General features: G+C 42.2%; 17 protein-coding genes. 9 read left to right on the forward strand and 8 right to left on the reverse strand.

All coding sequences use genetic code 11. The features are described from left to right. Positions 1 to 80 precede the first annotated feature (80 nt). Positions 81 to 2579 carry a S8 family serine peptidase gene (locus L1272_RS13800; protein WP_194441301.1) on the forward strand — a complete coding sequence of 833 codons (2499 nt, stop codon included), beginning with the start codon at positions 81 to 83 and terminating at the stop codon, positions 2577 to 2579. 134 nt (positions 2580 to 2713) lie between these two features. Next, complete coding sequence (locus L1272_RS13805; RefSeq protein WP_235373680.1) at positions 2714 to 3931, forward strand: sugar efflux transporter; 1218 nt, start codon at positions 2714 to 2716, stop codon at positions 3929 to 3931. A 48-nt stretch (positions 3932 to 3979) separates the two neighbouring features. On the opposite strand, the gene L1272_RS13810 is transcribed toward L1272_RS13805, so the two are convergent. Together L1272_RS13810 and L1272_RS13815 are read right to left on the reverse strand one after the other, a co-directional pair. Then, positions 3980 to 6379, reverse strand: a complete 2400-nt coding sequence (locus tag L1272_RS13810; RefSeq protein ID WP_235373681.1) for a TonB-dependent siderophore receptor — start codon at positions 6377 to 6379, stop codon at positions 3980 to 3982. A gap of 151 nt (positions 6380 to 6530) precedes the next feature. Continuing rightward, complete coding sequence (locus L1272_RS13815) at positions 6531 to 7751, reverse strand: MFS transporter (RefSeq protein ID WP_235373682.1); 1221 nt, start codon at positions 7749 to 7751, stop codon at positions 6531 to 6533. A gap of 138 nt (positions 7752 to 7889) precedes the next feature. On the opposite strand from L1272_RS13815, the gene gtfA reads away from it, so the two are divergent. After that, positions 7890 to 9362 (forward strand): sucrose phosphorylase, encoded by a 1473-nt coding sequence (gtfA, locus tag L1272_RS13820; protein WP_235373683.1) that lies wholly within the window; start codon positions 7890 to 7892, stop codon positions 9360 to 9362. Here the strand turns inward: gtfA and L1272_RS13825 are convergent. After that, positions 9359 to 10390, reverse strand: a complete 1032-nt coding sequence (locus L1272_RS13825; protein WP_138599246.1) for a LacI family DNA-binding transcriptional regulator — start codon at positions 10388 to 10390, stop codon at positions 9359 to 9361. The genes gtfA and L1272_RS13825 overlap by 4 nt on opposite strands. 129 nt (positions 10391 to 10519) lie before the next feature. Between L1272_RS13825 and L1272_RS13830 the strand changes: the two genes are divergently transcribed. After that, complete coding sequence (locus tag L1272_RS13830) at positions 10520 to 11191, forward strand: YoaK family protein (RefSeq protein WP_166338594.1); 672 nt, start codon at positions 10520 to 10522, stop codon at positions 11189 to 11191. On the opposite strand, the gene L1272_RS13835 is transcribed toward L1272_RS13830, so the two are convergent. Continuing rightward, complete coding sequence (locus tag L1272_RS13835) at positions 11181 to 12089, reverse strand: AraC family transcriptional regulator (protein ID WP_166338596.1); 909 nt, start codon at positions 12087 to 12089, stop codon at positions 11181 to 11183. The genes L1272_RS13830 and L1272_RS13835 overlap by 11 nt on opposite strands. Positions 12090 to 12266: 177 nt before the next feature. On the opposite strand from L1272_RS13835, the gene exaC reads away from it, so the two are divergent. The 4 genes from exaC (at position 12267) to map (ending at position 16982) form a co-directional block, all read left to right on the forward strand. After that, a complete protein-coding gene (gene exaC / locus L1272_RS13840) occupies positions 12267 to 13787 on the forward strand; it encodes an acetaldehyde dehydrogenase ExaC (protein WP_166338598.1) in 1521 nt (506 codons plus the stop codon). Positions 13788 to 14443: 656 nt separating this feature from the next. After that, positions 14444 to 15928, forward strand: a complete 1485-nt coding sequence (locus tag L1272_RS13845; protein WP_235373684.1) for a S41 family peptidase — start codon at positions 14444 to 14446, stop codon at positions 15926 to 15928. Between the two features lie 72 nt (positions 15929 to 16000). Then, the gene (locus L1272_RS13850) at positions 16001 to 16207 is read left to right on the forward strand and encodes a ParD-like family protein (RefSeq protein ID WP_119853080.1); all 207 of its coding nucleotides are present in this window, start codon (positions 16001 to 16003) and stop codon (positions 16205 to 16207) included. Then, complete coding sequence (map, locus tag L1272_RS13855) at positions 16200 to 16982, forward strand: type I methionyl aminopeptidase (RefSeq protein ID WP_235373685.1); 783 nt, start codon at positions 16200 to 16202, stop codon at positions 16980 to 16982. The genes L1272_RS13850 and map overlap by 8 nt, the downstream gene beginning before the upstream one ends. Before the next feature lie 8 nt (positions 16983 to 16990). Here the strand turns inward: map and L1272_RS13860 are convergent, their stop codons facing one another. The 3 genes from L1272_RS13860 to L1272_RS13870 form a co-directional block, all read right to left on the reverse strand. Further along, positions 16991 to 17452 (reverse strand): hypothetical protein, encoded by a 462-nt coding sequence (locus L1272_RS13860; RefSeq protein WP_235373686.1) that lies wholly within the window; start codon positions 17450 to 17452, stop codon positions 16991 to 16993. A 110-nt stretch (positions 17453 to 17562) separates the two neighbouring features. Next, positions 17563 to 18732, reverse strand: a complete 1170-nt coding sequence (locus tag L1272_RS13865) for a BamA/TamA family outer membrane protein (RefSeq protein ID WP_235373687.1) — start codon at positions 18730 to 18732, stop codon at positions 17563 to 17565. Positions 18733 to 18774: 42 nt separating this feature from the next. Then, positions 18775 to 19566 (reverse strand): hypothetical protein, encoded by a 792-nt coding sequence (locus L1272_RS13870; RefSeq protein WP_235373688.1) that lies wholly within the window; start codon positions 19564 to 19566, stop codon positions 18775 to 18777. A 335-nt stretch (positions 19567 to 19901) separates the two neighbouring features. Here L1272_RS13870 and L1272_RS13875 point away from each other — a divergent pair, with 335 nt between their 5' ends. After that, positions 19902 to 21398 carry an arylsulfatase gene (locus L1272_RS13875; RefSeq protein ID WP_235373689.1) on the forward strand — a complete coding sequence of 499 codons (1497 nt, stop codon included), beginning with the start codon at positions 19902 to 19904 and terminating at the stop codon, positions 21396 to 21398. A gap of 40 nt (positions 21399 to 21438) precedes the next feature. Here the strand turns inward: L1272_RS13875 and L1272_RS13880 are convergent, their stop codons facing one another. Then, positions 21439 to 23679: a tetratricopeptide repeat protein gene (locus L1272_RS13880; RefSeq protein ID WP_199529071.1), complete on the reverse strand. Its 2241-nt coding sequence runs from the start codon at positions 23677 to 23679 to the stop codon at positions 21439 to 21441. Positions 23680 to 23770: the final 91 nt, after the last annotated feature.

Consider the following 23770-nt stretch of genomic DNA (forward strand, 5'->3'; position numbering starts at 1 on the left):
ATAATCATTTTCAGAAGTAATGAGCTTTGGTGGTCGAATCATGTTGATTCGGTCAGTATTACTAATTATGGATAGTAAATATGAAAACTAAATTATCTGTATTAAGCCTCGCCTTATTACCTTGTATAGGTGCTGCGCAAATCAGCACACCAGCAAAAACAACTCTCGTCGGTGCAAGTGAAGATTCTGTACTCGTTATGTATAAAAAGGGCACTTCTGCAGCAATGCGTGCTCATGCTCGTAGCTTAGTCAGAGCCACAATCAGCGATATGAATAAAGATGGTGTTGATGATAATTACTCAGCGATTTTATCTGGCCGTTTAGCTAAGTTTAAAATTGCAGGAATGAGTACAAAAGAAGCTATCAAGCGTCTACAAACTCATGCCGCCATAGAATATGTAGAACCAGATTATCGAGTCTCAATTGCAAGTGCGCCTAATGATCCAGATTTTTCATCATTGTGGGGGTTACACAATGAAGGTCAGACAGGTGGTGTAGATGATGCTGACATCGATGCGCTTGAAGCATGGTCTATCTCAACAGGTAGTCGCGATGTTGTTGTTGGTGTGATTGACACGGGTGTTGATTACAGCCATGAAGACTTAGCTGATAATGCATGGATCAACCCAGGCGAAATTCCAGGAGATGGCATCGATAACGACGGTAATGGTTATGTTGATGACGTTCACGGTATTAATGCTATCACTGACTCTGGTGATCCAATGGATGACCAAGGCCATGGTACTCACGTATCGGGTACAATTGGCGCGTCAGGTAATAACAGCACGGGTATTGTAGGTGTTAACCACGAAGTATCGATTGTAGGTTGTAAATTTTTAAGTGCAGATGGTACCGGTTCCACTTCTGACGCTATTAAATGTATCGATTACATGGTTGATCTTAAGAATCAAGGCGTAAATTTACGTGTTCTAAATAACAGTTGGGGCGGTGGTGGCTTTAGCCAAGCTCTAGCGGATGCTATCACAGCGAGTGAACAAGCTGATATCTTATTCGTTGCTGCTGCGGGTAACGATGCGGTTGATAATGACCAAAACCCTCACTATCCGTCAAACTACGAGCACGACAGCGTATTATCTGTTGCCAGCACTGATAGCAGAGATAACATGTCTAGCTTTTCACAATGGGGTTTAACCAGTGTTGATTTAGGTGCACCGGGTAGTGCTATTTTATCAACGGTACCGGGCAATGGTTATGCTAGTTATTCGGGTACTTCAATGGCAACACCACATGTTGCGGGTGCCGCAGCATTAGTACTATCGATTAATCCTGATTTAACAGCGCTTGAACTTAAAGAGTTGCTAATGAATAGCGGTGACCAGAATGAAGCACTGCAAGGTAAAACAGTGTCTGGCAATCGTTTAAATGTGAATCAGGCACTAGAACAAGCTGATCCGACTCCAAGCTTCAAAATCTCGGTTTCGCCAAGTTCACAGCAGATTACTGCTGGTGAAACGGCAACTTATACCTTTGAAATTGGCTCAATCGCCCAGTGGGAAGGTGTTGTTAGCCTAGCACTTCAAGCTGACTTAGCGGGCGCAACGCTATCGCAAACTGAGGCGGTACCGGGTGATGTAGTTACTTTAACTGTACCAACAGAAGAGGCAACAGCGTGGGGTAGCTATAGTTTTGTTGTTGATGCAACATCGGGCGAGCTAGCTAAACAAAGCAGTGCGTCATTGTTTGTTAATCCTGTTGGCTTAAATGACTTTACTTACTCAAATGAAACACCAGTGTCTATTCCAGATAACAATGACACGGGTGTTGATTCAATCATTACAGTTGCAGATGAACTGACGGTTTTCTCAACGGATGCAAGTATTGATATTGCTCATACTTACATTGGTGATTTAATCGTTACATTAACGTCGCCGCAAGGTACAACAGCTACACTACACAGCCAATCAGGTGGTGGTGCCGACGACCTAGTACAAAGCTATTCGCTAGCAAACTTTAATGGTGAAGTTGCGACAGGTGATTGGGTACTTAATGTGAAAGACGTACTGTCAGCTGATACGGGTACTTTAAACAGCTGGTCACTGACGTTTAGCGCTATTGGTGAAGTAAGCCCGCAGCCACCACAAGCTGGCTTTGCATTTGAAACATCAGGCTTAAATGTCACTTTCACTAACACCAGCACTGATAGTAACGATGATATTGTTGCTTGGGCGTGGGACTTTGGTGACGGTGCTTCTTCAACAGATGCTGACCCTATGCATAGTTACGCACAAGCGGGTAGCTATGAAGTAACGCTAACTGCGACCGATAGCGAAGGTCAAACAGATACGTTTACACAAACGGTTGTGGTATCTGATGTCGAAATTGAGCTATCTGTTAAACGTGCAAGTAAAACACGATTAGGTACGATGCGTGTTGATTTAGGTTGGCAAACAGTGGCCGATCAAGTAAGCATTTATCGTAACGGTGAACTAATTGAAACAGTCGCTGATCGTGGTTTCTACCGCGATGTACAGCGTAAGGCTGAGTTGCCAAGCTATGAGTATCAAGTATGTGTAACTGAAACGACTTGTTCTAACCCAGTAACAGTGTCCTTCGACTAACATTGTTCCACACGACAAAGCCCAGTTTCCCCGCTGGGCTTTTTTATTTGTATTACAAAATGAGTTTTCTACTACAACAATGTATAATATGCGCCCTTTAAATGTTGACTTGTCGTATTGATGTGGGGTTGTGAGTGAAAGCATTGCTGAAACAGCATGGTGTAATTTTTATTCTTCTAAGTATGCTAACCGGGTTAATGGGGGCATTCGTTAACCCATTGATGAGCTTATTTATTGTAGAAGGGCTGCGAGCACCCCCTATGTACTTAGGTGTTTATGTGGTGGCGGTCACCATTATGGGGTTAGTTATCAGTCAGTGGCTAGGTAGCATGGCTGATAAAGGCACCAGTGCGCGAAAGTTATTTATGGTGGCTGTATCGGGTATGGTGTGTGCGTTAGTGGCCTTTGCGAATGCTACTGCATTTTGGCAAGTCTTGCTCGCAGGCGTGTTGTTTCTTGCAATGGGTAATGCGGCAATTCCGCAAATGATGACCGTGGCAAGACAATGGGCTGGGCGTCAACAGAACATCGACATCACCAGTTTTAATTCCCGTTTACGTGCTGCTATTTCCTTTGCGTGGGTGGGCGGTCCGCCACTTGGTTATTTGTTAGCCGCTGGAGGCGAGTTTAGCCGCTCGTTTTACTTTGCTGCGGTGTGTGCCTTGGTTGCTCTTATTTTTGCATTTAAGTTTATTCCTGACTACAGCGCTAAGAAATCACAAAATGGCTCAGAGCCTGCAGCCGCAGCGAGTTTATCATTTTGGTTGTTGGGCTTAGCTATTATGCTTGGTTCAACGGGCAATATTATGTATTCATCGGCACTGCCGCTCTATAGCATTACTGAACTAGGATTCGCTGAACATACGCCTGGGCTGTTTATGGGTGTAGTGGCGCTGTTAGAAATTCCTATCATGCTGTATGGGGCAAAGCTTGCTAAAAAATACAGTAAAGTCGCGATGCTTGCGGTGGCATTTTGTTGTGCCATTGTATTTTATTTAGGGGTATTTTTTGCCACTCAAGTTTGGCATTTGATCGCGTTGCAAGTATTTAATGGGTTGTTTTACGGTATTTTTGCGGGCATTGGCTTAACCGTATTACAAGATCAGCTCCCCGAACGAATAGGGTTTACCTCAGCGTTTTACACGAACGCCATTAAACTGGGTGTTATGTGCGGGGCAGGGGCAACTGGGGTTGTTGCACAGTTTTATAGTTTTAGGTTTGCAACACTTGGCTCAATGCTAGCAGCAAGTTTAGCCCTTGGGTGCTTAATACTATTTAGTTATGTAAAACGAAATGAGCAGCAACCTAGTCAAATACAGCACCCTTTTGTTACTGTTGGTAAGAACACATAAACGCAAAAAGCCCAGTAAACACTGGGCTAAAACGAGGGAGGAGAGTAATTAATAGAAAGAGTATTTTAAAGTAAGCGACGTTGTACGGCCGTTGATAGTACGGGCACGAATAATGTCGTTATCTGGTACTGAGCCTTCTTCTGCTTCTGTGATACCTACGGTGTCGAACAGGTTGTTCACGTTAAGCGATAGACTTAAGTTTTCAGACAGATTGTAACTTACAAAGCCATTCACTTGTGTGTAACCATCGAATTCAAGGTCGTTACTGTCTTGTGCGTAAGCATCTGTTGTACCAATAAAGCTTAGACCAGCAGCACCTTTATCAAAGTTGTAAGTTGCCATTAGAGAGTAAATAAGGTCAGCTTGACGACGTGGTGTATTACCGACTAACTCTGGCGATAACGCATCTTTAGCAATTTCTGCGTCTGTCCAAGTAAAGTTACCACGGAAATCCCAATCACCTACGTAGTAGGTTGATTCAACCTCAATACCTTTTGCTTCGTACTCGCGGTCAAAGAACTTTTGTGATGTTGCTTCGAAGTTTTGCTCTTCTGTTTCTGCGTAGAATGCAGTTGCAAATACTGATAGCGAATCAAAACGTTTTTTCACACCGATTTCGTATTGATTTACTTCATCAATTGCATCGGCTTCGGCAACCGAACCATCTGCTTCTACTTTACCAAATAATAAGCGGTCTGCATTTGCGCGGCCGCCTTTACTTAAACGGGCAAAAGTCGCAAAGCTTGGATCAATTTGGTAGTTCGCACCAATTGAGTATGAGCTGTAGTGCCAGTCGTAGTTAACAATGCTAGGATTTGCATTATCAATACCAGCAACACTTTGCTCAGGAATTGAGATGGTACCGTCGCCATTCATATCAATTGTTGATGTTACGGCTCCTGCGTAGTTACCGCGTGCTTCACCTGAATCATAGCGAGCACTTGCATCAATACTTAAATCGCCAAACTTAGTGGCTAAGTTAATGTAAGGTGCGCGTGTTTCGTATTCTGTGTCGTAGTTACGTTGACAGCAGTTACCCCAGTAAGGTGTGCCATAAGCGTACAAGCCATTATCTGAGTAGCTGTCGCCATTTGCAGCGTAAACGTCAAGTAATGCAGCGTTGTCGCCTTTTAGCTCCATAACATATGAGTTCCAAAGCCACGACATATCAATCGATTGGCTTGATGCAAAGTAACCAAACGTAACACTGGTGTCATCAGAGAACGACTTAGTTAACTTAAGGTCATTAACAATTGAGCCCATGTCGTTTAGCGTTACATCGAATGTGTGAATACGCATTGCTAAATCGTCATCGCCATAGGCTTCGCCTGCTGAACCACCATTTGCATAAACAAGCGATGCACCATCACCAGCAATACTAGAAGCAATAGAGCTTGCACTTGCAACTTCAGCTGGAATAAGAGAAATAAAGTTACCGCTTACTGATGACGTTCTAAAGCGGTTTTCGATGCGCCAGTCGTTTTCTAAATCAAATGCTGCTTCAAAACCTACTGAGGTAACAACTGGGTTCATACCGTCGGTCATATCGCCCGTGCTGATTTGGTTATCACCATTTAAACGCAGCGTTTGTGTGAAAAGTGCTGAATGCGGCGTATCTGATTGCGCATCGAAACCTGAGATTGAATCGCCATCTGAGTACATAGGCATAGGTAGGTAACCTACGCTTTTATCATCGAGGTGTTTAAAGTACACACGTACATAACCGGCATCAAATTCTTTCGTTAGGTTTGCCTTAATTTGGCCACCTTTATTAGATGTATAACCAGTTTCACGCGGGCCTTCGCCTTGGCGAACAAAGCCACCAATGTGATAGCGCACACTGTCGTTTAGGTAAGTACCATACTCAAAGTCCGTACGAATAGAGTCATAATCAAGGCCAACAGTGGTTGATACACTGCCTGATTCGTTCTCACCTGTTTTTGAAATAAAGTTGATGATACCACCTGGGGCATCACTTGCTGCAGTTGATGCTGAGCCACCACGGATTGATTCAACACTTTGCACTGTTGAATCTAAGCGCATGAAGATATCTGCGTTACCAAAGGCAATATCGCCAAACTGCATAACAGGTAAGCCATCTTCTTGTAGTTGCAAGAATTTAGCACCGCCCGATGCAACCGGTAAACCACGTACCGCGATATTTGCGTTACCTTCACCGCCCGTCGATTCTGAACGTACACCCGGAATTGTTCTGAAGGCTTCTGCAGTAGAGCGTGGTGTTGATACTTCAATTTCAGCTAATGTAACACTGCTAACCGATGAGCTTGATGCCATGATGGTTGTACGGCGTGGTACACCGGTTACAACGATAGTTTCAAGGCCGCTTTTTTTAGCCTCAGGTTGTGCTTGCTCTTCGGCGTGTAAGTTTTGGCTTACTGCTAATGCAAGCGCGCTTAATGTATAAAGGGCATGTTTGTGTGTTGTCATAATGTGCCTCGTCTCAATCCCAGATGGTTTGTTGTCTAAATTGTTATCTTAATCGATTAAGTTAAGATAACAATAATTTTACACAGTGCAAGTCTTTTTAGTGAAAAACTTGCACGATTTATGTTCGATAATTGATTTTAACGATTTTTATTTAGTGGCTTAATGCACTGTGCTGCGCTAACGCTTGCTCAGCAGGGTTACGTAAGTAGTTATATAGCATGGCTAAAAACAGTAAACATGCGAAGCCTGTTGCGAGATAAAAGCCGTAACGAATGTGGCCAAAGTAGTCACTGATCACACCCATTAATAATGGGCCTGCTGCCGCAGAAAGGGCGGTAAAAAACAAAATAACTCCAGCTACCGCACCGTGTTGCTGCACCGCAAAGCAAGAAATACCTTTTGAGTTTAAAGTTGGGTAGATCATCGACATGAACAGCCCAGATAAAGGGAGTAAGAACACTGCCCAATCAACGCCACCGAAGATTAAGCCTAAATAACACAGTGCAATTCCTAAGCTTAAATACAGCATCGCCGCTTGCCAGCTTAAGTGATTTAATAGCCATACCGCTAAAAACCGCCCCGCAGCGCGTAAAATGAAAAATAAGGTCAGTGCATAGGTTGCCAGTAATTGCCACGGGCCGTCGTAATCGCCAAGTAGAGTAGGCATCCAAACGTATATTGCTACTTCGGTTGCAACATAAAGGGCAATTGCTAATGAAAAGCCCAGTGCATAAGGGTTTTTCATCATGCTCATGGTGGTTGCAAGAGAGGCCGGTTTTGCGTGTTCTTCTAGCTTTTTAGGTTTAGGGTAATCTGCACGCCAAGCAATTATGGTTAAAATCAAACATAAAACCCCAGCGATAACATAAAGGTAGGTCCAGCTAACCTGTTGGGTGATTAAAAAGCTGACAAGGGCAGGGCCTACAATGGCGCCAACACCAAAGAAACCTTCGACCAAATTCATGGTTTTTGTGTGCTCTAAATTGTTTGTAGAAATATCACCTAACAGTGCCAAAGCACCGGTTTTAAATAGGCCAATAGCAAGACCAATACAGCTAAGCAGCACTACAAATACGCTAAAACTACTGCTAACAGCAAATAGAAAACAACAAATGGTGAAGATGGCGAGTCCTAGCATGATGGTTTGTTTGCGGCCAAAGCTGTCGGCCAAAAAGCCTAAAAACAGGCCACTAAAAGCAATAAGTGCCATCGGTGCATAATGGAAAGCACTGGCTTGGGTCATGCTTAAATTAAATTCTTCGATAAGCTCAGGTATGATCATACCAACCGCATCAGAGGTCATCGCAAACATAAAAAACATCATGTATGTCAGCCATCTAATGGTTTGCAAAGGATCGTGTGTTCTATTCATTGTTGTATCCCCACCGAAAGGTCTGCGCCTTTACTATGTATATTAGTGTATAAAAACTATAAAAACTGCTTGAATAATTTGCTGTCGTGGTTAAAGATATATCTTAATCGATTAAGTTTCAACTTGGTATTAACAATTATGATCAACAATAAAGTGCAATTAATCACCTACGCAGACCGTATTACTGGTCAAGGTATTGATGAATTAAGTAATTTATTAAATGGCCCACTTAACAATGTGTTTGCAGGTGTACATTTGTTGCCATTTTATAATCCGATTGATGGCAGTGATGCTGGCTTTGATCCTATTGATCATAGTGAAGTAGACTCGCGCCTTGGTAGCTGGGACGATATAAAAGTCCTTGGTGCAAACTATGACTTAATGGCTGACTTAATTGTTAACCATGTTTCAGCACAATCTTTCCAATTTAAAGATGTACTCGCTAAAGGCAAGCAATCTGAATTTTGGGATTTATTTCTAACCAAAGATGATGTATTCCCAAATGGCATGTCTGAGGCTGAACAACAAGCGATTTATCGTCCGCGCCCAGGTAGTTGTTTTACACCTATTGCGTGTGGGGATGGCCAAACCTATGATTTTTGGACCACTTTTACCGATAACCAAATTGATATCAATGTGAAATCAACGGCGGGTATCGAGTATTTAGATACGGTGCTTGGCAAATTTTCTGATAATAATGTCAATATTATTCGTTTAGATGCGGCAGGCTATGCGATTAAAGAAGCTGGCACAAACTGCTTTATGTTGGATGAAACCTTTGAATATTTAAATAAGCTTTCGGCGCAAGCTAATGAAGCGGGTATGGAAACCATTGCCGAGATCCATAGCCATTTCCAAACTCAGGTTGAAGTCGCAAAGCGTGTAAATATGGTTTACGACTTTGCTTTACCACCCCTTATTTTACACAGCTTGTTTAGCAATGATGCGCAAGCATTACTGAATTGGCTAACTATTTCGCCGCGTAACTGTTTAACGGTACTTGATACTCATGATGGCATTGGCATCATTGACGCAGGCCCGATGGGTGATAAACCGGGTTTATTAGACGCTGCGCAAATTGATAACTTGGTTGAAACCATTCATGAAAAGAGCGAAGGGCAAAGCCGCCTAGCGACTGGTGCAGCAGCAAGTAATGTCGATTTATATCAAGTAAACTGCACATATTACAATGCCTTGGGTGCAGATGACTTTGATTACTTATTAGCGCGTGCGATTCAGTTCTTCGCACCAGGTATTCCACAAGTTTATTATGGTGGCCTGTTCGCTTGTGAGAACGATATGGAATTATTGGCTCGTACCAATGTAGGTCGTGATATCAATCGCCCTTATTTAAATGCGCAAGACATTGATGCTGCGCTTGCTAAACCTGTGGTGAAAGGTTTAATCAAGCTGATTCAATTACGTAATGAGCACCCAGCTTTTAACGGTGAGTTTATTGCTAAAGGTGAAGGCAGTGTGTGCCGTTTAAGCTGGCATGATGATACCAGCTCAATCGAGTTAAAAGTTGACTTTGCTAGCCGTGAAGTGATCATTGTTGATCACCGTGAAGGCGAACAAAGTATTGTTGATTTGGCTGACTTTTTAGCTTAACTACTTTGACCCAATTGCAGTTGATAGTCGATTTCGGCTGTTTGCTGCTCTTTCGATAGAAACAAGGTCGCAGCAATACGGCCTTTTTCTTCGCTATTTTGATGAACAGTGGTGAGTTTTGGCACAAATCGTTGGCCTTCATCGATGCCATCAAAGCCAACAATTCTGACATCTTCAGGAACCGATAAGCCCATTTTTAATGCTTCGCGCATGGCGGCAAGGGCGATCAAATCACTCATACATAACAATACGTTTGGCCTTGGTGTACTGCTAAGTGCTTCTTTGGCGGCAATGCTGGCAAAGCGCTCGCTGCTTTCAGGAATATTCCATGTTCTATCATCACCCAGAGTGATGCCAGCATCGCTGATTGCTTGGTGATAACCGCGCAGTCGTTGATGAGCAATCGACTGACCTGCTTCAAACTCATGATGTTCGTATACTCGGCATAATACGTCGTTATCGAGTAAACGCAGGCCTAAAATAGCAACCCGATCATCATTTTTGTGAAGTGCGTGTTTTGCAATATCAAAGCTGGCTTGTTGGTTGTTTACGTTTACTGAGGCATCGCGACCGATATTAAAATCAACCGTTACCACATGTTTGGCAACCTGTTTTAATTGCTCAACAAGTTGCTTATTACGTGGGCGGCCGTAGCAAATAAAACCATCTACAAAGTCGACAACGCTATTTAGGTTATCGCTGTTGCCTGAAAATAATAAAAGGTTAATACCATTTTTTTCGAGCACCGCTGACACACCGCGCATAAAGCTGCTAGCAACCGGGTCAGATATCATATATTCAACGCTGTCTGGTAATACTAACGCAACAATATTAAAGGTGCCTCGGCGCAATGATTGTGCCGCCTTGTTAGGGCCAAAATAGCCAAGCTTTTTACAGGCAGCTAAAATCTCTTCGCGGCGTGCTTTCGATAATTGATCAGGGCGGTTAAACGCATTTGATACAGTGGCATTTGAAACACCTAACTCTTGGGCAATACTTTTCAGCGTCCAACTTTTTGGCTTTGTCATTGTAGGTTCTTAATCGATTTACTTAATTGTAAATTACCATATAAAGAGTCGAAAAAAAGTGTTTTTAGTCATAAAAATAGGCGTACCATAAAAGAATGAGTACGAGGGTGAGAAAAAGGCGAGTAGCGAGTGATTTCTAAGTTACCAAAATGGGTTGAGGTTGGTGCATTTATTTTGGCGCTGGTGGCTGGGTGTGTGAATGCAGTTGGTTTACTTAGCTTTGAGCATCAAGCGGTATCGCATTTATCGGGAACCGCAACCTTGCTTGGCGCAGATCTCATGCATGGCAATAGCCTTGATGCTTTACATTTATTAGGTGTATTACTGTCATTTTTAGTTGGGTCTGGTATTGCCGGGTTCTTGCTGCATAGTTCAGCACTTAAACTAGGTCGTCATTACGACACGGCATTGTTGATTGAAGCAGGGCTTTTACTGGGCGCACTTTGGTTATTATTTAATGGCTCGGGCTACGGGCACTTTTTAGCGTCTGCGGCATGTGGCTTACAAAACGCCTTGGCAACAACTTACAGTGGTGCAATTGTGCGTACAACCCATGTAACGGGTATTTTTACTGATTTAGGTATTATGTTTGGTCGGGTTTTACGTGGCGAGGCGCTTGATAAACGTAAGGCTAAACTGTTCGGCCTAATCATTATTGGCTTTATATTTGGTGGCTTAGCAGGGGCGTGGTTATTTGCAAAAATGACCTTTGCGGCGCTTTATGTACCAAGTGCCATTTGTATTTTACTCGCCTTAACCTATCGCGTTTATTCTCATCGCAATCCAGAACTTAATGATTAGCGATACTTTTTGGGGTTGCGCCAAAGGCCTGTTTAAATACACGGCTAAAATGGCTTGGGTTATTAAAACCTAATTGGTAACAAACTTGGCTAATCGCCTCGCCTTTCTCAAGCAATTTATACGCTTTTTGTAAGCGTAATTGTTGTTGCCAAAGAGCGGGCGTAACACCAAAGGCTAGTTTAAATTGCTGATAAAATTTACTGCGGCTCATACAGGCTATTTTACATAACACATCAATATCAATATTCTCAGCAAGGTGCTGTTCTATATAACTAATTACATGACTTAACGGGGTTGCGAGCTTGCCTTGCTTACAACTTGCAATCATTAAATCTCGGCTTTGCTGCTGTAACAGGCGGGTTATGAGTTCATTAAGTGATAAATCAATTAAGTAATCGCGGTGTTGTTCATTTTCACTAAACAGGGTGATCATGCGCTCCAGCAGTTGTTGAGTTTGCGGATTATGCTGGGCGTGCACTAACTTGGCTTGATATTGAAAAAAGTCATCCTGGGTAATTTGCTGGTTAAAATTAAGAGCATCAACTACTTGGCTTATTTTATCGGTACTGATTTCAATCGCTAAACAGGTTGTTGGCTGATTGAGAGATGCATTGGGAAAGTCTATTAGCACCCCTTGCTCTGGGGCAAGTACAAATGATTGGTTTGGTAAAAACTCTTCATGATAATCACTGTCGGCAACATGCATGATTTTTTTACCGCTGATCATGCCACAAAATAATAGTTCAGTGGAATGTAACGCCACTTTTTGGGCATCTAAATAGGTGTCGTAAATACTTAATTCGGCATGTTCGCCCGCAAAACTGACTTTATTTTCAATAAGCACATCAATGCGTTGTCGTTTTTTATCTAAACTTCTGCTACTAACTGATGTGTTCATTGTTGCCTCGCTGTCGTCCTAAATTCTGGACAAATAGTCAAAAAGTCTGGACTAGGAATCAAGTGTGTTTTCAGTAACTGAGCTAACTTCAATTGTTAGCGGTTCATTAAACAATAACCTACCGCATAATTTAGTCAATGCTAAATAAAACACAACAATTTGAAGAGAGAACACATTATGATTTATGCAAATCCAGGCAGTGAAGGCGCAAAAGTTAACTTTAAAGCGCAGTATGAGAATTATATTGGTGGCCAGTGGGTTGCCCCTGTAAAAGGAGAATACTTTGAAAACATTAGCCCAGTAAACGGTAAAGTGTTTTGTAAAGTACCTCGTTCATCAAAAGAAGATATCGAGCTGGCACTTGATAAAGCCCACGATGCAAAAGGGGCATGGGGAACAACGTCGGTCACCGAGCGTAGCAATATCTTATTAAAAATTGCCGATCGTATTGAACAAAACCTAGAAATGCTGGCAGTGGCCGAAACCTGGGATAACGGTAAAGCAATCCGTGAAACACTTGCGGCAGACGTGCCACTCGCGGCTGATCACTTTCGCTATTTCGCAGGTTGTGTGCGTGCGCAAGAAGGTTCAATCGGTGAGATAGATGAAACCACGGTTGCCTATCATTTTCATGAGCCACTGGGTGTAGTCGGGCAAATTATTCCTTGGAACTTCCCATTGTTAATGGCGGCGTGGAAACTTGCACCAGCCCTTGCTGCGGGTAACTGTATTGTTTTAAAACCAGCTGAACAAACGCCTACATCTATATTAGTGCTGCTTGAAGTGATTGGTGATTTATTGCCTGCAGGTGTTCTAAATGTGGTAAACGGCTATGGTAAAGAAGCAGGCGAAGCGCTGGCAACCAGTACTCGAATCGCGAAGATTGCCTTTACAGGTTCAACGCCAGTGGGTTCACATATTTTAAAATGCGCTGCTGATAATATTATTCCTTCGACGGTTGAGCTAGGTGGTAAATCGCCAAATATCTTCTTTAACGATGTCATGGAAAAAGACGATGAGTTTTTGAGTAAGGCGATTGAAGGGGCTGTACTTGCGTACTTTAACCAAGGTGAAGTGTGTACGTGTCCATCGCGTTTATTTATTCAAGAAGATATTTACGAGCAATTTATTGAGCGTGTTCTTGCCCGAACTCTACAAATTAAACGGGGTAATCCACTTGATACCGAGACTATGGTGGGTGCTCAAGCATCACAAGCTCAGTTTGATAAGATCCTAAGCTACATCGAAATTGGTAAACAAGAAGGGGCCGAAGTCCTCGCTGGCGGCGAAGTCGAGCAACTGTCTGATGAGTTTAATGGCGGTTACTACATTCAACCAACGCTATTAAAAGGCACTAACGACATGCGCGTGTTCCAAGAAGAGATTTTTGGCCCGGTTATTTCAATGTCGACTTTTAAAGATGAAGAAGAAGCGTTAGCCCTTGCTAATAGCTCTGAGTTTGGCTTAGGTGCTGGTGTATGGAGTCGAAACATGAACCGTGCTTATCACTTTGGTCGTAAGATTGAAGCGGGCCGTGTTTGGACCAACTGCTATCACATGTACCCAGCACACGCTGCGTTTGGTGGTTATAAAAAGTCAGGCATAGGCCGCGAAACACATAAACTTGCCCTTGATCATTACCAACAAACTAAAAACCTATTAGTCAGTTACAGTGAGAATCCACTGGGTTTCTTTTAAAAGCAATTTCTTATTGTTGTCGAAACTACCCAAACGCCACATCTAGTGGCGTTTTTATTTTATAACGGGCATAAAAAAGCCCGGCGAACACACAAGCCAGGCTTTTCGACAACAATTTGGTGGAGTCACCGCGTGTGCAGTGACTCGGAATAAAAAAGCTTAGAGAACACACAAACTAAGCTTTTGACAACAATTTGGTGAGTCACCGCGTGTGCAATGACTCGGAATAAAAAAGCTTAGAGAACACACAAACTAAGCTTTTGACAACAATTTGGTTGAGTCACCGCGTGTGCAATGACTCGGAATAAAAAAGCTTAGAGAACACACAAACTAAGCTTTTGACAACAATTTGGTTGAGTCACCACGTATGCAGTGACTCGGTATATAAAAAAGCCCAGAGAACACACAAGCTAGACTTTTTGTGACAACAATTCGGTTAGCGCAAACACGCTCAATGGTGTGAAGCTGTTTAGCTTAAAAGCGCTGATGAGTTAACTTTAGAGTAATCCTTCTAATTCGACAAACGATTAAAATAAACCTGATAGATGAATTTTTTTAATCTATTAGCATGTGAAGTACTTTTTATTGCCACAACAATGCCTTAGTGATTAAATAGAGGGGGGGTTAAACATAATAATTATTTAAAATGGATTTTTATGAAACGCTTGACGCTTTACTTATCACTCATCTTTACAGCTCTAAACTTTAGCCCTTTTGGTGTTAATCTATGTCGCGCCGATGAGGGGCGTACAGTCACTCACTCTGAAATTAATTGGTCTGAACTTGCTATAAAAGATGTTGAAGCGGCTTACCAATTATCGGTTATCAATCACCCAGGGATGCATGATGTACGAAATCCAGGCTTTGCTAAACAGCTTGAAAAAGCAAAGCAAGAAGGCTTAAAGCTGGCTGTAAAAGCGCATAGTTCACAAGGTTTTGCTGCGGCTATTGCACGTTTTAGAACTGTACTACAAGATGGTCATGCGGGAGCGATTGATACCTTACCAAGTGAATTAAAACCACAAAGAAGTTGGCCGGGCTTTTCAACTGTATGGCGCGGTGATGCGTTAAAAGTGTATTACAGCGAATTAGATACAGTTGCCAAGGGCGATAAGCTCGTAAGCTGTGATAATACAGCAATTAATACTTTGCTCGTTGAACGTGTTTTTCGCTATTACGGCGAAGTTGAGCAACCTGGTAGTTGGTGGAATCATGGCTGGCGACTAACTATTGATGACGGAAACCCGTTTTTATCGCCACTTGAAAGCTGCACATTTGAAAAAGCCGACGGCTCTGTTTACAGCTTAAAGTTAAATTGGCGTATTAGGCCTGATGATGTCAGTGGTAAACTTAAACATGCTTACAACGGCGACAAGTTACCAATTGAGCTTAATTGGCCTTTAAAGGATATTGCGTGGATCAGTATGCCAACGTATGCACCCAATGAGCAGCAGCAAGCAGATTACCAAACGATGCTGAGCGCCATTGAACAGCAACATGATAAGTTAATGCAAGCTAAAGCTGTGGTGCTTGATCTTCGCCATAATCAAGGTGGCTCATCGATGTGGAGTGAGCAAATAGCCTCAGCACTTTGGGGTAGTGAACAGTTTAAATATGGCCGCTATGAGTTACACAAAAATACCCAAGTGTGGTGGCGTGCTTCTAAAGGCAATACTGACTATTTTGGCGATGTAGTCGCAAGCTATGATAAAGCTAGCCCTTGGTATCAATGGTTAAAGACGACTCACGAAAGTATGCAGGCGGCTTATGAAAAAGGTGAACATTTTTATGTTGAGATACCTGCAGCAGAGCAGCCAGCATTGCCAAAAAACGCCAGCAAGTTTACTACACCGGTTTATGTGATTGTGCCAGGGCAATGTGCCAGCGCCTGTTTAGACGCACTTGATAGTTTTAAATTATTTGCAAACACACAGTTAGTTGGCGCACCAAGTAGTACCGATTCTACCTATATGGAAGTGAGGCTCGAAACCCTACCTTCAGGTTTTGCTAAAGTCATTTTGCCGATAAAGGTCTATGTGAACAGACCCCGAGAAAAAGGCTTTTATTATCAACCTGATATTCAATTCAATGAACTTGAATGGACAACGCAAGCGCTTGTTAAAATGATTGCTGAGTTGTAATTAAACAAGTTCTTCTTGCTTTTTTATATTATATGAATACGATCTATATACGTTTCATATATAGGTCGCATGATGGGTATTGTTAAAATAAGCGATGAGCTACACGAAGAAATCCGTAAAGCAAGCACAGCGATGGTACGCTCAATCAACTCACAATCTGAGTATTGGATTAAAATAGGGATGCTTGCAGAGCTTAACCCCACCATGACTTACAGCGATATTATCAAAGAGCAACTTCGTCAAGCTGATGTGAAGGCTAAGGATGTGAGTGATGAGTAAAGTTGTAATTAAAAATGCAGACGAAATTGCTTTGATGCGAGAGTCTGGTCGATTACTTGCTGATGTATTTGCTTACCTCGACCCTTTTGTAAAAGAGGGAGTGAGGACAATGGAAATAAACGATCTCGTTGAGCGCTACATTGTTGAGCAGTTACAAGCAAGGCCATCAAGTAAAGGGCAGTACGGCTACCCTTATGTACTAAATGCCTCTGTGAACGAGGTGGTATGTCATGGTTTTCCAAGCGAGAAGGGTATTTTAAAAGCAGGCGATATTGTGAATATTGATATCACTCTTGAGAAAAATGGCTATTTAGCTGACTCGAGCAAAATGTACTTAATTGGAGATGTATCGCCTTTAGCAAAGCGTTTGGTAGATAGTACCCAGCAAGCCCTGTGGCACGCGATTAAAATGGTAAAACCAGGCGTGAGGCTGGGGGATATTGGTAATGCGATTGCAAACTTTGCTCATCAACATGGTTATAGTGTGGTTAAAGAATACTGTGGTCATGGTATCGGCCAGCAAATGCACGAAGAGCCACAGGTATTACATTATGGCAAGAAAAATACCGGGCTGGTATTAAAAGAGGGGATGACCTTTACAATTGAGCCAATGATCAATCAAGGGGCTGCTAAAGTAAAAACCAAGCCTGATGGCTGGACTGTGGTTACAAGAGATAAAAAGCTTTCTGCGCAATGGGAGCACACTTTAGCAGTAACGGCTGAGGGAGTTGAAGTGTTGACCTTACGCGAAGAAGAGCAACACTTTTTAAAATAAATTGTGTGTTAACAGGCTAATTCAGCAACGGGCTCTTCTGCTAACCAGTTAAGGGCCGCTGTTTTTGACTTAAATACATTCATTATCAAGCCTGCTCGTTTATACAAATTGCAGTAGGTATCACTCAGCAAGCTACTGCCTTCAAGCCCATCTTTTATGACTAAGGCTGTTTTGGCTGGTGCAATGCCCTTACGCTTGAGTTCAACAAAATACACCATTAACTTTTCAAGTGCATCAGGGGTTGCCATACACGAATTTTTAAATTCAACTAATTCAAACCACTGGCCGTAATCAGCGTTGAGCTTATTGATGTAATCCTTTTGCATAAAAGAGTGCGCGTCAATAATCTCTTCATTGAAAGGACCTGTTGCGGTTGTTAAAAGTGTATTTTCACGTTGATAAAACTCAACAAGGCCGTGAGGTTTAAAGTTTTTGAATGGATAATGGTTTGTTGATACTTTTTTATGCATCCGTTCAATCCCTGAATATTTATTGAGCTTTTGATAATAGCAGTGAAATCAACGAATTCAATCTTTTGGTTTGGATTTTATTGAAAACTAGTGAAAAAGCACTGGTTTTGCTACCAGGTAGAACCTGCTTGAATGTATATAGCATTTTGTTCAGGACCATGGGCTACATCTAAACCAATGCTGATACCGTAATGTTCATCAATCAAATAGCGAAACCCTGCACCCACAGTATCAATGGTTTCAGCCTTTGATAAGTCAGAAAAGCTATCGGCTGCCCAGCCCATACCAGTAAACACATTGAGTTTTATTTTATGTGTGACTTTATAGCTTGCTTCAGCTTCAGTAACAAATACATCTAGGCCTTGATAACGCGTTGCTGACACCCCACGCAAGCTAATACTTGGCGGAATGTAAACCGGTAAGCGTTTCTCACCTCGATTATTAACCGAGTCATACTGCATGCGTAAAGCAAAATTAAACTTATCGGTGTAACGCCAATAGTTTAAGGCGGTTAGCTTTAGACTGGTGTAATCAACCTTACTGCCAATAGCCTCATCAAAATATAAATATTCGGCCTTGTAATTAAAGCCACGTTCAGGGTTAAGCGGGTTATCTCGGCTATCGTATTCCAGTAGCGGACCGATACCTGACGTATTTACATCAAGTGAAAGGTGCTCCTTGATAATGTCGTTTTCAAGTAAAAAATCTTCGATAGGGTTATCGGCTAAGCTAATATCAACTTGGCGATAAATCTGTTTAAAACCGTAAAAGAAGTTACTATCTTCATAGCGTAACTTAAGATTTTGGAACACAGCAGGACCTTCAATATTTAACGATAATGGCGTGAGAAGCTTTATTTCATCGAAGGTATAAAAATCAAGATTGATACTCGCCCAGCCAACAATCCCTTGATAGCGAATTCGGTCTTCATCCCAAAACGTAATGTGGCCAACAGCGCCGCCTTTGGTGCCATTTTTAGTGCCCATAAGGCCCACTAAACTGATACTTTGTGGCAGGGTAGAGCCCTCTTTTTTCTTCTTTTTAGCCTTCTTCTCGTTGTCATGAAAAAAAAGGCCTACAACACCAAGGCCAGGCCCTACAGCTGGCTCTGTAATAAACGTCGGGATGGGCAAAAATGAAATAGGTTCATCAACTTTTTGTTGTTGATTGCTTAATTGTTGCTCGGCAGGTTTTATTGCATATTCATCGTAACTTGATGCAAAGCTTTCAGTGCTTAGTAAACTTACCGCCAACATATTTATTAGTACTACTTTTTTCACTTAATCCCTTACCCTGTAGTTTATTTTTCTTCAAATCTCAATTTATAGTTGATAATTAAACTCGAGACGGTGGTCGCCATCCACAAAGTCAACGTTTTCATTCCAATTTGCAAAATAGCGGAGATTCATTCGCGGGTTTATTTGGTAACTTGCGGCAAATTCATGAATTAAAATATGGCTTTGGTTCAACCCATAGTAATGGTCTTTGTAGTTATCACTACCGCCGATAGTGGTTAGCCAAAATGGATTGTAGTTAAGCCATATTTTATCGTTAATTGTCACTTTAGCGTACATACCCACTAAACCATAAGCACCCATAATGGAATAACCACTGTCACGACTGCCGTCATCTTCTAGGGTATTTTCACCAAGCGATGCACCCACACCAGCTAACGGATAGAACGTGAAACGTCCCATAGGTTTTAAAGCTTTAATAAAGCTGTACGAAACATCCATACTTTCGTCAGCAACAAGATTGGCATTAAGGTTATAGTTAGCATCAATTTGCGTTGCACTCATAGAGCTCAAATCAACAGAGAAGTTTCGAAAGCGAAACGAGTCGATAGAATCTGTTGTTTTGCTGTCGCTTTCCCAGCCTAGTGCATCGCCATATATGCCTTTTACTTCAATAACATTCATTCCGGCAGTTGTTGCGATACCTGTGTCGTATGCTTGGCCTACTTTTAAGTTTAGCCCTTTGTTAGTGGTACCAAAGCCTATTTGAGTATAAACAGCCAGAGGATCTGACATGTCTTGTACTTCTTTTTGATTATCCGCATAACTGGAAAATGAAACCCCAATACTAATTAGTGTGATGAGGTGATATGAAGTCATGTGTTGTCCTTACACAGAGATAAAAAGGCTGTTTCATTAGTTAGTTATAGTCTATTTTTTGTTCTTGTTCAATCCTAATTGAGGGCGAAAATATGGGGATCCAGTAGTTAAAATTTATGGGGTATTAGTTTTTTAGTATAGCTAAAAAGTTCACTAAGTATTTGTTGTTAGGTATTAATTATTAATTTCAAAAGCGGTTTATAGAAAATAGGTGGTTTTATTGATAGAGGCCAATGTATATAAAGGTAAGTGCTAGAATCGATCGTTTTTTCATCTATACTGATGAAAGCTCATTGTGAGTGAAAGGTATTGCTTTAACTAATAAAGGATGATTTATGAAAAAACTAATAGCGGCAGCTATTTGCGGTTTGGTTTCAACGGTAAGCCTTGCAGCTGATAAGCCAAACGTATTGGCCATAATGGTTGATGACGTTGCGCCAATTTCACTCAGTGCATACTCGCACGGTATGACCTACCCAACCCCTAATATTGATCGCATTGCTAACGAAGGTGCATTGTTTACTGATCATTATGCACAACCTAGCTGTACTGCGGGCCGTGCAGCATTTTTAATGGGGCAGTTGCCTGTGCGGACAGGCTTAACCACGGTAGGTCAACCTGGTAACCCTCTTGGTATAAAAGAAGCCGATCCTACCTTAGCCGAATTTTTAAAAGCTCGCGGTTATATGACGGCTCAATATGGTAAAAATCATTTAGGTGATTTAGATGAGCACTTACCAACAAAGCATGGCTTTGATGAATTTTACGGAAATTTGTACCACTTAAATGTGTCTGAAGAACCCGAGCAGGCTGATTACCCTAAAGATCCTAAGTTTGTTAAAAAGTTTGGCCCGCGTGGTGTGATTGAATCTTACGCCAATGGCAAAATCACTGATACTGGCCCACTTACTCGCAAACGTATGGAAACGTTTGATGAAGAAGTGTTAGAGCGCTCACTTAACTTTATGGAACGCGCAGTAAAAGCGAAAAAACCATTCTTTATTTGGCATGCTACAAGTCGTATGCATGTTTACACTCACCTAAAACATGAAAGCCGAAATTTAGCGACAGGCATTAGTTCTGAAGAAGATATTTTTGGTAGTGGCTTGATGGAGCATGATGGTCATGTTGGCAAGCTACTAGATAAACTTGATGAGCTAAAAATTGCCGATAACACCATTGTTATTTACACCAGCGATAATGGTCCTGAGCAATCAAGCTGGCCTGATGCAGGAACTACTGAGTTCCGTGGTGAAAAAATGACAACCTGGGAAGGGGGCGTGCGCGTGCCTTTCTTGGTACGCTGGCCTGATGAAATACCAAAAGGCTTAAAGCTCAATGGCATTTCATCACATGAAGATGTTTTCCCTACAGTTGCTGCTGCATTAGGTGAAAAGAACTTACGTGAAAAGCTTAAAAAGTCAGACAAAGTGTATATTGATGGTGAAAACAACCTAGCTTATTGGACTGGTAAAGCTGATAAATCTGCACGTAACTATTTCTTTTATTACTATGAGTCACAACTTACGGCGGTACGTTTTGGTCCATGGAAAATGCACTTCGCGACCAAACCAAATGGCTTATATTACGAAGATATGGTAACTCACAGTATGCCTAAATTATTTAATTTACGTAAAGATCCATTAGAACACTATGATGGGGTAACTGGTTTTCATCAAATCATGCGTAAGAGTTGGTTGATGCAGCCGATTATTGCTAAGTTAAATGAACATGTTCAAACCTTTGTTGAATTCCCTCCACGTCAAGAAGCGGCGTCACTTAACGTGAATGAAGCAATCGAAAAAGCAAAATCACTAAACTATGGGCATTAATTATTAACCATAAGTTGAAAAGGGCCGATTAGGCCCTTTTTTAATGATTAATGCTATTCATCATTTCGAGCTGTTTCACAAACTGCTCAACTTGCTGGTTACCCGGTACCAAGCGGGCTAGGTTTCTGGCATAAAACAGCGCTTGGCTGTAGTTCTCTTCTGCCACATACCACTGTGCCAAACTGTAGCTGATATCTGGGTTATTCGGTGTTAAATTAAATGCGCGCTCAAGGGCCGATATGGCTGCGGGCATGTTGCCTAAATCTTGTAATAGCAGGGCGTAGGTAAACTGATAGTTTGCATTTTCTTGTGCAAACTGCGCTGCTTTTTGTAAATGGTTAAGAGCGGTGTTTTTTTGTTTTGCGCGAATAAGGCTCATTGCCAGGGCATAATGTATGTCGGCGCTTTCTAGGTTAACGTCTAAGCCTTGTTTTAAGATGGCTTGCGCTGCTTTTTCATCGCCTTGATTACGGTATAAATCTGCTAAATTGACATAAGCGGGAGCAAAAATAGGCTCAACACTGATTGCTTGCAGGTAATGTGCTTTGGCTTGCTCAGGCTTTTGTAATGTGAGCGCCAAATTGCCTAAATTGGTGTGTGAATAGCCACGCTCTGCTTGGTACTCTTGAATGCCTTTGTATTCATCAAGGGCTGCATTTAAACGTTTGCTGTCTTGCTCATTGAGCCCCGTAGGGAAGGGTTGAATTAACATGGCCGCCAGTGCTCGTGCAGCTTCGGCTCTGATAGGCAAATTTTCATCATCTAAAAGCGGGTTCAACAGGCGCCAGCGCTGGTTGATATCAAACGGCATCGCCGCCTCAATGGCTGCTTGGCGTTTTAATGGTTCGCTGTCTTTTACTGAACGAGCAATCGCGACGACAGCATTGTTATCTGGGCTTGCGGCTAAGCGGCTTAATGCTGATGCACGGATGATCTCAGGAAAGCCTTTATCTTGCACGATTTTGGTCAGCATGGTTGATGCATTAGGCAAACGGTTATCCGCGGCATAAAACGCCTCAGAAAAATGCGCAGTGCCAAGGTGCTTTGAATGTGGATGCCAGCCTTTTATTTTAGCAACCGCCCATTGTGGCGTCTTGTCTTCATGGCAGCTATTACAGGCATTTGGGGCATTGGTTTTTAATGTTAAGTCTGGACGAGGTACCCGAAAGCTGTGGTCGCGCCTTGCATCCACTTGCATATAGGTGGTGGCAGGCATATGACAATCAACACATTGGCTACCAGTACTTGCCACTTTATGACCGTGATGTTTTGGCGTGTCGAACACCTCTTGGCTATGACATTGCGTACAGGTTTGATTACCCGGTAGCTTTAATTTACCCGAATGAGGGTTATGGCAGTTACTACATGTTACCCCGGCATTGAACATTTTACTTTGTAAAAATGAACCCCAAACATAGTCTTCGTCCCACACTTGACCATCAACGTGATAAAGCTCTGGAGTGAGTAATGAGCCTTGAAAGTGTTGTAAAAAGCTATGTGGGTCTTTGCGGTCATCAAGCTGTGAGCGGCGAGCATGGCATGTTGCACACACTTGCACTTGCTCGCTTTTTACCAGAGGCTGCACGCTTTGCATACTGCCATCGATTTCTTGGGTAAACAGCGGGGTTTGCTTTTTAATATTATGCGTAAAGCCCTTATCAGCAATACTACTATCGCCATCAGCCCATTTTAAATGCGCTTGTGTGTCGCCATGACACGCTTTACAGCTCACGTTAATGCTTGAATAAGTTGAATCAAAGCTATTCGTTTTAAGGTCAAATTGCTTTTTGAAATCAGTTGAGTGGCAATCGGCACACATATGATTCCAGTTTTGGCCTTTTTGCGACCAATGAAAAAGGTCGTGTTGTTTCTGCTCAGGATGCAGTACAAACCAGCGCTGACCGCCTTCTGTTTTACTGCGTGAGTCCCACGCAAATGGAAACAGTTGTATGTGGCCTTTGCCCATTTCAAACATGTATTGCTGCAATGGCTCATAGCCAAATGTGTATAAAACAGGGTAGTCAGTCAACTTGCCATCAAGGTTTGGCATGCTTATAAAAAGTTGTTGGTCTTTTTGAAAAAAGCGCGCTTGCTGGCCTTGATAGTCGAGGGTTTGTTCGTTGAAATTGCCAAGCACTGAAGCGGGAGTGGCTTTTTCCATAGCATGAAAATGATGGGAGGTTTGCCAGTCTGCAACTTGGCTTTGATGACAGTTAACACACTGGGACTCTGCAAACACACTAAATGCGAAAAAGCTACATAACAGCCAAGCCAATCTCATCACAGAATAAATCCTTTTTATTTTTACCACATGCACTTATGAGTTATATCAGTTTGTTACAGATAAGCAAAGTCGGCTTGTTAAAACGGGG

This window comes from Pseudoalteromonas sp. PAST1 (genome assembly GCF_021532515.1).
In the GTDB taxonomy this organism is placed as follows: domain Bacteria; phylum Pseudomonadota; class Gammaproteobacteria; order Enterobacterales; family Alteromonadaceae; genus Pseudoalteromonas; species Pseudoalteromonas simplex.

What these genes read in the sequence shown, in the direction of transcription:
- map (WP_235373685.1), top strand. Translation starts at nt 16,200, where the DNA reads ATGAGTAAAGTTGTAATTAAAAATGCAGACGAAATTGCTTTGATGCGA.
- L1272_RS13880 (WP_199529071.1), bottom strand. Translation starts at nt 23,679, where the DNA reads ATGAGATTGGCTTGGCTGTTATGTAGCTTTTTCGCATTTAGTGTGTTT.
- L1272_RS13850 (WP_119853080.1), top strand. Translation starts at nt 16,001, where the DNA reads ATGGGTATTGTTAAAATAAGCGATGAGCTACACGAAGAAATCCGTAAA.
- L1272_RS13800 (WP_194441301.1), top strand. Translation starts at nt 81, where the DNA reads ATGAAAACTAAATTATCTGTATTAAGCCTCGCCTTATTACCTTGTATA.
- L1272_RS13835 (WP_166338596.1), bottom strand. Translation starts at nt 12,089, where the DNA reads ATGAACACATCAGTTAGTAGCAGAAGTTTAGATAAAAAACGACAACGC.
- L1272_RS13875 (WP_235373689.1), top strand. Translation starts at nt 19,902, where the DNA reads ATGAAAAAACTAATAGCGGCAGCTATTTGCGGTTTGGTTTCAACGGTA.
- exaC (WP_166338598.1), top strand. Translation starts at nt 12,267, where the DNA reads ATGATTTATGCAAATCCAGGCAGTGAAGGCGCAAAAGTTAACTTTAAA.
- L1272_RS13815 (WP_235373682.1), bottom strand. Translation starts at nt 7,751, where the DNA reads ATGAATAGAACACACGATCCTTTGCAAACCATTAGATGGCTGACATAC.
- L1272_RS13860 (WP_235373686.1), bottom strand. Translation starts at nt 17,452, where the DNA reads ATGCATAAAAAAGTATCAACAAACCATTATCCATTCAAAAACTTTAAA.
- gtfA (WP_235373683.1), top strand. Translation starts at nt 7,890, where the DNA reads ATGATCAACAATAAAGTGCAATTAATCACCTACGCAGACCGTATTACT.
- L1272_RS13845 (WP_235373684.1), top strand. Translation starts at nt 14,444, where the DNA reads ATGAAACGCTTGACGCTTTACTTATCACTCATCTTTACAGCTCTAAAC.
- L1272_RS13870 (WP_235373688.1), bottom strand. Translation starts at nt 19,566, where the DNA reads ATGACTTCATATCACCTCATCACACTAATTAGTATTGGGGTTTCATTT.
- L1272_RS13825 (WP_138599246.1), bottom strand. Translation starts at nt 10,390, where the DNA reads ATGACAAAGCCAAAAAGTTGGACGCTGAAAAGTATTGCCCAAGAGTTA.
- L1272_RS13810 (WP_235373681.1), bottom strand. Translation starts at nt 6,379, where the DNA reads ATGACAACACACAAACATGCCCTTTATACATTAAGCGCGCTTGCATTA.